Annotated in this window: 8 protein-coding genes and 1 pseudogene; 5 read left to right on the plus strand and 4 right to left on the minus strand. The window is 74.7% G+C overall.

Annotated elements, in window-relative coordinates:
* Positions 1 to 9: 9 nt before the first annotated feature.
* Positions 10 to 1,074 (minus strand): adenosine deaminase, encoded by a 1,065-nt coding sequence (add, locus tag ACGFZ2_RS33020; RefSeq protein ID WP_393460638.1) that lies wholly within the window; start codon positions 1,072 to 1,074, stop codon positions 10 to 12.
* A 156-nt stretch (positions 1,075 to 1,230) separates the two neighbouring features.
* Between add and ACGFZ2_RS33025 the strand changes: the two genes are divergently transcribed.
* Positions 1,231 to 1,944 carry a winged helix-turn-helix transcriptional regulator gene (locus tag ACGFZ2_RS33025; RefSeq protein ID WP_393460641.1) on the plus strand — a complete coding sequence of 238 codons (714 nt, stop codon included), beginning with the start codon at positions 1,231 to 1,233 and terminating at the stop codon, positions 1,942 to 1,944.
* Here the strand turns inward: ACGFZ2_RS33025 and ACGFZ2_RS33030 are convergent.
* Complete coding sequence (locus ACGFZ2_RS33030) at positions 1,872 to 2,654, minus strand: NADPH-dependent F420 reductase (protein WP_393460644.1); 783 nt, start codon at positions 2,652 to 2,654, stop codon at positions 1,872 to 1,874. The two genes, ACGFZ2_RS33025 and ACGFZ2_RS33030, sit on opposite strands and share 73 nt — an antisense overlap.
* A gap of 287 nt (positions 2,655 to 2,941) precedes the next feature.
* On the opposite strand from ACGFZ2_RS33030, the gene ACGFZ2_RS33035 reads away from it, so the two are divergent.
* The 4 genes from ACGFZ2_RS33035 (at position 2,942) to ACGFZ2_RS33050 (ending at position 7,814) form a co-directional block, all read left to right on the plus strand.
* Positions 2,942 to 4,807, plus strand: a complete 1,866-nt coding sequence (locus tag ACGFZ2_RS33035) for a BTAD domain-containing putative transcriptional regulator (RefSeq protein WP_393460647.1) — start codon at positions 2,942 to 2,944, stop codon at positions 4,805 to 4,807.
* Positions 4,808 to 4,882: 75 nt separating this feature from the next.
* A complete protein-coding gene (locus ACGFZ2_RS33040) occupies positions 4,883 to 5,776 on the plus strand; it encodes a methyltransferase domain-containing protein (RefSeq protein ID WP_357464251.1) in 894 nt (297 codons plus the stop codon).
* Positions 5,773 to 6,408, plus strand: coding sequence for a hypothetical protein (locus ACGFZ2_RS33045; RefSeq protein ID WP_393460650.1), 636 nt, complete (start codon positions 5,773 to 5,775; stop codon positions 6,406 to 6,408). The genes ACGFZ2_RS33040 and ACGFZ2_RS33045 overlap by 4 nt, the downstream gene beginning before the upstream one ends.
* Positions 6,409 to 6,554: 146 nt before the next feature.
* Positions 6,555 to 7,814, plus strand: a complete 1,260-nt coding sequence (locus tag ACGFZ2_RS33050; protein ID WP_393460653.1) for an ABC1 kinase family protein — start codon at positions 6,555 to 6,557, stop codon at positions 7,812 to 7,814.
* A 213-nt stretch (positions 7,815 to 8,027) separates the two neighbouring features.
* Here ACGFZ2_RS33050 and ACGFZ2_RS33055 read toward each other — a convergent pair whose 3' ends face one another.
* Together ACGFZ2_RS33055 and ACGFZ2_RS33060 are read right to left on the minus strand one after the other, a co-directional pair.
* Positions 8,028 to 9,566, minus strand: coding sequence for an ABC transporter substrate-binding protein (locus ACGFZ2_RS33055; RefSeq protein WP_393460656.1), 1,539 nt, complete (start codon positions 9,564 to 9,566; stop codon positions 8,028 to 8,030).
* Positions 9,563 to 9,724: pseudogene (locus ACGFZ2_RS33060) on the minus strand (AAA family ATPase); the annotation flags it as partial. The pseudogene ACGFZ2_RS33060 and the gene ACGFZ2_RS33055, both read right to left, overlap by 4 nt.

Raw genomic sequence — 9,724 nt, forward strand, 5'->3', positions numbered from 1 at the left:
CGTGCGGGCTCAGGCGGGCAGGCCGGCGGCGGTCACGCCCAGCTCCGCCAGCTCGGTCGTCACCCGCTCGCGCAGCGCCGCGCGCTCCGCCGCGGGCAGCAGCGCGGCGTCGACCCCGATCAGCGTCATGGCGGCGAGTTCGGCCACGGTGAAACCGTGCCACTCGACGGCGAGCCGGTGCTCGGCGAGCAGGTCGGTGTGGAACATGCTGGGATCGTCGGTGTTGAGGGTGAGCCGCACCCCGGCGTCCCACAACCGGCGCAGCGGGTGCGCCCCCGGCTCGGAGACCACACCCGTACGCAGGTTGCTGGTGGGGCAGACCTCGAGGACCACGCCCCGGTCCCGCAGCGCCGCCACCAGCCGCGGGTCCTCGACCGCCCGGATGCCGTGCCCGATGCGCGGCGGGCGGAACGGCAGGCAGTCCCAGACGCCCTCGGGCCCCACCGCCTCGCCCGCGTGCGGCACGAACGGCATCCCCCGCGCCGCCGCCCACCGGACGGCCTCCCCGAACAGCGACGCCGGGCGCCGCGGCTCGAAACCGCCGAGGCCGAGCGCCACCACTCCCCGGCCGGCGCCGGCCACCGCCCACTCGGCGACCTGCTGGCACTCCTCCGGCGGCCCGCCCCGGACGTGGTCGACGACGAAGCGCATCGTGACGCCGGTGCGGCGGCGGGCCTGTTCGGCGCCCCGGGCCACGGCGTCGAGCTGCTCGTCGAACGGGATGCCCGCCCCCCGCCGGTGCGTGCCGGGGCTGAACGTCACCTCCAGGTGGCGGACGTTCTGCCGGTGCGCCTCGTCGGCGAGCTCCTCGGTGATCAGCTCGAGGTCGGCCGGGTCGCGCAGCGCCGCGCAGCACTGTTCGTACAGATCTGTGAAGTGGCGGAAGTCGCGGAAGCGGAAGAGTTCCACCACCGCCGCCTCGTCGAGCCGACCGAGGTCGAGGCCGTGCCGGCGGGCGATCCGGAGCAGGGTGCGGGGCCGCACCGACCCTTCGAGGTGCACGTGCAACTCGACCTTGGGCAGGCGGGCAAGGACGTCGGTGAGGTCCTGCCCGGCCGGTACGGCGGTCGTCACCGGGCCGATTCTAGGCAGGTCGCGGATGGACAAAATGGGGCGTATCGGCGGCACGGGAATTTCCGCAGGCAGGAGGGCAATCTGGAAGAGGCAGTCATGTACTATGTCTAAGTAAAGAAGCGCGGCCGAGTCCGCGCTGCGGCATCGAGGAGCGCCGTGAAAGAGCAACGGGACCGTCGGACGTACGGCCAGCAATGCGGGCTGGCCTTCGCACTGGATGTGGTGGGTGAACGCTGGACGCTGCTCATCATCCGCGAGCTGCTGGTCCGGCCTCGCCGCTACCGCGACCTGCTGGACGCCCTGCCGGGCATCGGCACCAACCTGCTCGCCGACCGACTGGCCTTCCTGACCGAGGCCGGCATCATCGAGCCGCTGGACGCCGAACGGCGCACCGCGGGCTACGCGCTCACCGAGCTGGGCGAGAAGCTGCGGGAGCCGGTCCTGGTGCTGGCCCGGTTCGGGCTGACGCTGCTCGCCGAGCAGCCCGTCCGCACGGGCGCCTCGGTCACCCGGGCCTCCTGGGCCGTGCTGGCCATCGAGTCCATGGTCGACCCGGCCCGGGCCCTCGCCGACGAGGTCTACGAGTTCGACATCGAGGGCGAGGTGTTCCACGTCCGCATCGCCGACGGCGAGGCCCGCACGGTGCAGGGGACGGCCGGCGCGGACGCCACGCTGCGGGTCGCCACCGACGCCCGGACCTTCTTCGATCTCGGCAGCGGCGCGATCGAGCCGGTCGAGGCCGTGGTCAGCGGGGCGGTCTCCGTCACCGGCCCGCCGGCGGCACTCCCCCGCTGCCTCTACCTGCTCGGCCTCGGCGGCCGGCCGGCCGGCGAGCGGGCGCTCTCCGCGGCGGGCGCCGGCCGGCGCTGACGCTCGCCACCGGCGGCCGGCGCGCGGTGGCTCAGCTCGACGTGCGCGGGCCCGGACAGCCCACCGTCCACCGCGGCCGGTGGCTCCGCGAGGGCGACCTGGAAACCGAGCCGGCCCCGGAGGGCGTGCCGGCTGCTAATCGCCATCAACAGGTCGGCCAGGGACTCCAGCGCCGGCGCCCGGTCGATGCCGCCGACGTCCACCGGGGCGAACCCGAGCCGGCGCAGCAACGCGCTCACCTGCGCCTTGGCCGGCGGGTGGTCGCCGGCCAGGGGCACGGTGACCGGGCGTCCGTCGAGGACGGGCTCGTCGAGCATGCCGGCCGGCACGGTGTTGAGCGCCTTGACGACGCGCCACTGCGGTAACAGTTCCGCTAGCAACCGTCCCCCGGATCCGGCCGGAGCGGGCGGGGCGACACCAGCCTGCGGCGGGTTCGTCGCATCGATGACCGTACGCCCTCGTCCGTCGTCGAGCCGGCCGGCCAGGGCCAGCTCCACGGCGGCGGCGAACGGCAGCATCAGGACGACCAGGTCAGCCCCGGCGACGACGGCGCCCGTCGGGACGGACCGGATTCCGGGGTACGGGGCGAAGGGGTCGGGCGGCCGTACCGGGTCGCCGCGACCGGCGATCAGCACCGGCCCCCCGTGCGCCGCAAGCGCCCTGGCCAGGGCCGATCCCATCCGACCGCGCCCGATGATGCCGACGATCATGGGCGGGGCCGCGTCGCGAGGTGGGGGTACGAACCGTGGGGTGCGATCGTCCGCATCTCTCCGCTCCGGGTCGTGGTCGAGAGCTGCCCGGCCTGGGCCGGACACGATTCGATCGGGTGCCGCCGGCTGCCGCAGCCAAGTTTCCGGCACCGTTCTTGACGGCCACTTGACGCCGGGATGACGCCGGCCCGGCTACCCAGTGCGACAGCTCCGCCTCTTTAAGTATGGAAGTTCTTCACTTAAAGTGGAGGAGCACTGAGCACAGCGCCACGACAGCTGGGGGACGTGTGAACCGGACCGAGATCGGACTCCGAATTCAGATCCTCGGTCCCGTCCGAGCGACGATTCGCGGCAGGGAGGTCGACCTCGGCCCCCCGAAGCAGCGGGCGGTCCTCGCCCTGCTGGCCCTGCGGGCCGGACGACATGTGCCGCTGGACGACCTGATCGCCGCACTCTGGGCGGGACAGCCACCGACGAGGGCCGCCAACCTGGTCCACACCTACGTCGCGCGGTTGCGCCACGCGGTCGAGCCCGACACGCCTCGACGACAGCGGACCAACGCCATCGTGTCGGTGCCCGGCGGGTACCGGCTGACCGTCGCCGACGACCAGCTCGACCTGCAGGTGTTCCGCGCCGGCGTCCGGCGGGCGGCGGCGCTGCGGGACAGCGGCGAGCTGGAGAGCGCGTTCGCCCGGTACGGCGAGAGCGTCGACCAGTGGCAGGATCCCCAGATCGGCGACCTGTCCGTGCTGCTGGCCGAGCAGGACGACATCGGCCCGCTGCGGCAGGAGTTCCTGGCCGCCGCCCTCGACTACGTCGCGCTCGGCCTCGAGCTGCGCCGGCCGGATGCGGTCCTGCCGCTGGCCGAGCGGCTGGCCCAGGCGGAGCCGCTCAACGAGCGGGTGCAGGCCCGGGTGCTCCAGGCGCTCACCCACATCGGCCAGCGCGCGTGGGCCATCGAGCGGTACGCCGACGTGCGCACGAGACTCAAGCTCGACCTGGGCGTGGACCCGGGCCCCGAGCTCACGGCGGCGTACCGGGAGGTGCTGGACGCCCGGCCCGGCGTCCACCAACCACCGTGGCGGGGGCCGGCACCGGTGGTGGACGAGCTGATCGGGCGGGCGGCGGACCTCTCGGCGGTCTGCGACCTGCTGCGCGAGTACCGCCTGGTGAGCCTGACCGGGGCGGCCGGCGTCGGCAAGACGGCGCTCGGCCTGGCGGCGGCGGAGGAGCTGCGCGAGCGGTTCGCCGACGGCGTGGCGGTGGCCGACCTGGCGAACGTCCGCACCGGCCCGGACCTGACCCGGGCGGTCGAGGTCGCCGTCGACGAGCCACCTGCCCGGGGCGCCGGCCGCTGCGACCCGCTGGTGCACCGGCTGCACGACCGGAAGCTGCTGCTCGTGCTCGACAACGCCGAGCTGGTCACCGACGAGGCCGCCGACCTGGCGGACGACGTGCTGCGGAACTGCCCGCAGATCACCATCCTGCTGACCTCGCGGGAGCTGCTCGGGCTGCCCTACGAGGCGGTGTACCCGGTGCGGCCGTTGGGCGTGGACGCGGAGCCGGGCCATCTGGCCGCGCAGCCCGCCCTGCAGTTGTTCGCCCGGCGGGCGGCGCAGGTGCGGCCGGGCTTCCGGCTCACCGAGTCCAACGTCGAGGCGGTGGCGTCGGTGTGCCGGGCCCTCGACGGGCTGCCGCTGGCCATCGAGCTCGCCGCCGCCTGCCTGCGGACGGAGCGCCTGGAGACGCTGGTCGACGGGCTCGACGACCCGCTGCGCCGGATCCAGCCGCCCCGCCGCGGCGTGCCCAGTCACCACCGCTCGCTGCACGCCGCGGTGCACCGCAGCATCGAGCTGCTGGATCCGGCCGAGCAACGCTGCTTCACCGCGCTCGGCGCGATGCCGGCCGCGTTCTGCCTGGAGGCGGCGGCCGTCGCCGACAAGGCGATCGCCGGCGAGCCGCGTACGGTGCAGATGCTGCTGGAGCGGCTGGTGGACAAGTCGGTCCTGGAGGTCCGGCACAGCTCGTCGGGCCGGCGTTACCGGATGCTGGGCACGGTGCACGCCCTGGCCCGGCAGCTCCTGCACGAGCACGGCGTGGACGGTGAACCCCCCGCCGTCGGCTGCACCTGCGGCTGCCACACGGGTCGCTGAGGCAGGGGACAAGCGTCAATTTCTACTATATGATTCTCCAGTAGATCAGCCGGTCGACGGGGCGGGAGATCGCACATGGACCAGCGCCACCTGCTCATGCACCAGGCGATGCTCGGTGACCGACGCCGCGTCGAGGCGTACGACCGGGCGCTGGCCGCGGCGGTCGACGAGGACACGGTGGTGGCCGACGTCGGCGCCGGCACCCTGGCGCTCACCGCGCTGGCCCTGCGGCACGGCGCCGCCCACGTCTACGCCGTCGAGGCCGATCCCCAGGTCGCCGCCGTCGCCGACCGGATCATCAAGGCCAACGACTGGGACGACCGGGTGACCCTGGTCGTCGGGGACGCGCGCCTCGCCCGGCTGCCGCGCCAGGTCGACGTGACCGTCTGCGAGCTGATGGGCAACCTCGGGCCCGAGGAGGACATGGCCCGCATCCTGCGCACGTTCAACCGCCGCAACCTGCGGCCCGGCGGCGTCGTCGTGCCCGAGCGGGTGGTCACCCGGCTCGCCGCCGTGCAGTTCGACGACGAGGGCTGGGGCATCTGGAGCGACGACTTCCTCGGCATGCGGCTGGACGTGGTCCAGGAGCTGGTCGAGCCGTCGGCGCACCTGCACTTCCTCAGCCGCGAGCCGGTCCTGCTGGGCGAGCCGGCCGTCCTCGTGGACACCGGCCGCGGCGACACCGGCCTGCGCGCCGCCCGGCCGCTGGCCCTGCCGCTCGAGCGCGACGGCACGCTGCACGCGGTGCTCGGGTACTTCACCGCCACGCTGGCGCCGGGCATCGAACTGTCCAACATGCCCTCCTACCTCGGCTGCAACTGGGCGGTCTTCGTCTGGCCGCTCCGGCACACGCGGGTCGCCGCGGGCGACACCGTGCACGTGCGCCCCCGACGTCCGGAGGGTCCCGCCGCTCGGGACGTGACCCGGTGGCGCCTCGACTGTCACCTCGACCGGGCGGACAAGCGATGATCATCTACACCGCGGCGTCGGTGCACGACCTCTCCATCGACGTCGAACAGCTCGCCGGCCTCACCTGGTCCGGCCACGCCCTCTGGTACGCCGACCAGGGCCGCGGGCAGGCCACCTGCCTCGACCCACGCACCGGCGCCCCCGGGCACACGCTGTCCTGCCCGGGCCTGGTGGCCGGGCTCACCTCGCTCGGCGGGGCCCTGCTCTACGCCACCGACGGGGCGCTGCGGCTCTGCGACACGCAGACCGGCGACATCCTGCGGGACGTGCCGAGCCCACGGCCGGGCGTGCCAATCTGCGGGATGGAGGCGGGCAAGGACGGCATCTGGCTGGGCTGGTCCGACGCGCTGGAGCTCCGGCACTCCTCGGACCTGCGGCTCCTGGCCACCGTGCCCGCCCCGCTCGGCGTCACCGGGGTGACGGTGACGGACCGGTACGTCGCCCACACCGACCGGCTCGGCGAGGCGATCACCGTCTTCGACCTGCGCGCCGGGCGGAACGTGCTGCAGATCCACGTCGACGGCCGGCCCACCAGCCTGACCTGGGACGGCCTGCGCCTGTGGTACGGCGACGCCGCCAACCTGCGCCTGCGGGCGCTGGACGTGCCGGGGCTGTCCGCGACGACCGCCTGACCCGGCCTGCTGACCCCTCGGCAGAAAGGCGCACGATGGTTCCGTCCAAGTTCATCTTCGGCCTCTCCCCCCTCGGTTCGGCGGCCCTGCGCGCCGCCCCACCCTCCGGATCGCGCCGTCCACCGCTCGCACCCGGTGGGGCGGGGTTGGGCGCACGCGCGGTCGTCATCGGTTCGGTGGCGACCGCGTCACTCGCGGCGGGGCTCGCCGCAGCCGCCGGCACGGCGCTCCGGCACGGCCGGCCGGCCGGCCGCCGCCGCTTCGCCCGGGAGGTCGCGCGGACGGTCGCCCGGCTGGGCCCGACGTTCATCAAGGCGGCGCAGGTGCTGGGCACCCGCCGTGACGTCGTACCGGCGCTGCTCTGCGAGGAGCTGTCCATGTTGCAGGACGACGTGCCGCCGATGGACGCCGCGCAGAGCCGGGCCGCGCTGCGCGAGGTGTACGGGGACCGGCTGGACAGCGTCTTCGCCTCGGTCGAGGAGACGCCGGTGGCCAGCGGCAGCATCGCCTGTGTCTACCGGGCGACGCTGCCGGACGGGGCCACCGTCGCGGTGAAGCTGCGCCGCCCTGGGATCGGTCCCCGGATGGCCGCCGACCTCGGCCTGCTGCGCCGGGGCGCCTCGGTGGTCGCCCGGCTGCCGATGTTCCGCGGCGTGCCGGTCCGCGAGGTGGTGGACAGCCTCTGCGAGTCGGTGCTGGGACAGCTCGACCTCGGCCGCGAGGGACGCGACCTCGACCGGCTGCGGGAGGACCTGGGCGGGGTCCCGCGGGTACGCGTGCCCCGGGTGCACGCCGCGGCGAGCCGGCCGGCGGCCATCGTGATGGACTTCATCCCCGACCTGGCCGTCGACACCGGCGCCCGGTGCCCCCGCGCGATGCGCCGGACGTTCGCGGCGTCGACGCTGACCGTGGTCTACCAGATGCTGTTCATCAACGGCTTCGTCCACTGCGACCTGCATCCCGGCAACCTCTACTTCACCCGCAGCGGGCAGGTGGTGGTGCTGGACGCGGGCTTCAGCGTCCAACTGTCGGACAAGATGCGCGGGCTCTTCGCGGACTTCTTCCTCAACATGTCGATCGGGCGTGGCGACCGCTGCGCCGCGATCGTGCTGGAGAGCGCGATCGGCGTCGCCGACGACGCGGACGTGCCGGCCTTCACCGAGGGCGTGAAGGACCTGGTGGCCCGCAGCTACCGCCTGTCGGCCAAGGAGTTCAGCCTGATCGCCTTCGCCGGCGAGCTGTTCGACCTGCAACGCCGGTACGGGGTGGCCGCGTCGCCCGAGCTGGTCTTCCCGCTGCTGTCGCTGCTCGTCGTGGAGGGCACGGTGCGGTCGCTCGACCCCGACATCGACTTCCAGGAGACCGCGAAGCCGGTGCTCAACCGGGCGCTGTTCGGCATCCGCTGACGACAGGCGGTCCCACAGGCGGGGCAGCTCGACAGGGCCACATCACCCGACCGCCCACCCGTCGAAGCAGCCTCGGCCCGGTCCGGCCACCCCGCCGACGTCGGACCGGGCCGAGGGCTCGCCCGCCTCACCGGTGCCGGACGTGCCGCGGGCCGGTCGCATCCGCGACCGGCCCGCGACGTTGCCGGCGTGGTCAGCCCGGCCCGACGGCCCCTACCACCGGGCCGCCCCGGCGGCCACACCGTCGGCCCGGGCCCGCGGCCAGTCGGCCACGAGCAGGGGCACGAGCCGCAGGTCGGCAGTGGCCAGCCGGTCGAAGCGACGCCACAGCGTCGCCGCCTCGCCCGGGTCCGTGGCCCGCAGCGCCTCCCGGGCCACCTCGGCCGGGTCGCCGGCGCGGCCGTCGGACGGCCACATCCGGTGCACCAGGTCGCGACCGGCGTCGCCGGCCCAGGCCGGCACCCACTCGTGCAACACGACGTCGACGCCCGGCCCCCCGGAGGGGGCCAGCGGGACCGGCACGAGGGTGATGCCGTACCGGGCCAACACCGCGACCAGCGCGGCGGCCACGGCGCCCAGCCGCGAGCCGGCGGGAACGCCCAGGGTCAGCCGGGTCCCCTCCCCCAGCCCGGCGGCGTCGAGCAGACGCCTCGCCCGCTCCGGATCACCGGCGTCGGGTGCGTCGTCGGCGCCGCGTTCCGCCGCCGGGTGCCCGGGTTGCAGGACGCCGTGCTGGGTGGCGGCGCCGTCGGCGCCGGCCGCGCAGGCCGCCTCGGCGAGGGCCGCGCGGTCGAGCGCCCAGGACAGGGCATGCCGTACGGCGTGGGGCTCGGCCGCCCCGTTGGTGCCCGCGGCGAGGTAGTAGCTGCACCCCGTGCCGGCGAACCGGGCCGCCGGCGACGGCGCCGACCAGGACAGCACCCCGAAGCCCGACGCCGGGTCGACCGGCTGGCCGTCCGCCGCCGCGACGACCTCGATGCGCCGCGCGGTGCGCCGGCGTACCGGGTCGGTGCCCGGATCCCACCGGGGGTTGGGCTCCAGGACGAGGTCGCCGCCCGGGGACAGCCGCTTGGCGATGCGGTACGGCCCGGCCGACGGCGTGCACCGGTACAGCTCGGGGCTCTCGGGCACGTAGTAGTCGTACTCCCGGGGGGCGGCCGCGGTGAATCCCGTGGCGAGCAGGTCGACGAGGTCGTTGGCCGGCGCGGTGAGCCGCAGGACGACGGTGTCCCCCTCGGCGCGCAGCCCCGGGATCCGGGTGAACTGCTGGAACTGGGCGAAGGCGGGGGCGTGCGCCTCCCAGTGCCCGAGCGCCTCGTCGTACGCCCGGTAGTAGTCCGCCATGCCCTCGATGATCTCGCCGAGGTACGGGCGCATCGCGCGGGCAAGGGGGTGGGCGGTGCGCTTGAGGCCCCGGACGACGTCGCCGGCGGTCAGCTCCCGGGCGGCCTGGGCGTCCCAGCGGATGCCGTCCCGGAGCCGGATGCGCCAGGTGCGCCCGTCCGCGCTGATTCCTCCGTTGTCGACCGTGGGCAGTTCCACGGCAGCGTCCGCCACCGGCCGGACGGCCGGGTCCGTGCCGGTGGGGTACGCGAACAGCTGCCGGGTGAGCAGCCGGAGGATCTGTCCGGTCCCGATGCAGCCGGGCGCCGGTTCGTCGGGCAGCCCGCCGTCGACGGGTCCCAGGAAGCGGAGGGTGTCCGTCCCGGTGGGCGTGTCGGTGACGCGCTCCTGCTCGCGTACGCCGGTCATGCCGTCACCGCCCCGGCGTCGGGGACCGGCCCTGTCGCCGGCTTGTCGCCGCCCCGGAACACCAGCTTGGACTTGTCGATGTTGCTGGGGTCGCCTTCGCAGTCGACGACGACGATCTGGCCGGGGGTCAGTTCGTTGAACAGGATCCGCTCGGACAG

The sequence above is a fragment of the Micromonospora sp. NPDC048063 genome (genome assembly GCF_043202855.1).
In the GTDB taxonomy this organism is placed as follows: domain Bacteria; phylum Actinomycetota; class Actinomycetes; order Mycobacteriales; family Micromonosporaceae; genus Micromonospora.

What these genes read in the sequence shown, in the direction of transcription:
- ACGFZ2_RS33040 (WP_357464251.1), top strand. Translation starts at nt 4,883, where the DNA reads ATGGACCAGCGCCACCTGCTCATGCACCAGGCGATGCTCGGTGACCGA.
- ACGFZ2_RS33030 (WP_393460644.1), bottom strand. Translation starts at nt 2,654, where the DNA reads ATGATCGTCGGCATCATCGGGCGCGGTCGGATGGGATCGGCCCTGGCC.
- ACGFZ2_RS33045 (WP_393460650.1), top strand. Translation starts at nt 5,773, where the DNA reads ATGATCATCTACACCGCGGCGTCGGTGCACGACCTCTCCATCGACGTC.
- ACGFZ2_RS33055 (WP_393460656.1), bottom strand. Translation starts at nt 9,566, where the DNA reads ATGACCGGCGTACGCGAGCAGGAGCGCGTCACCGACACGCCCACCGGG.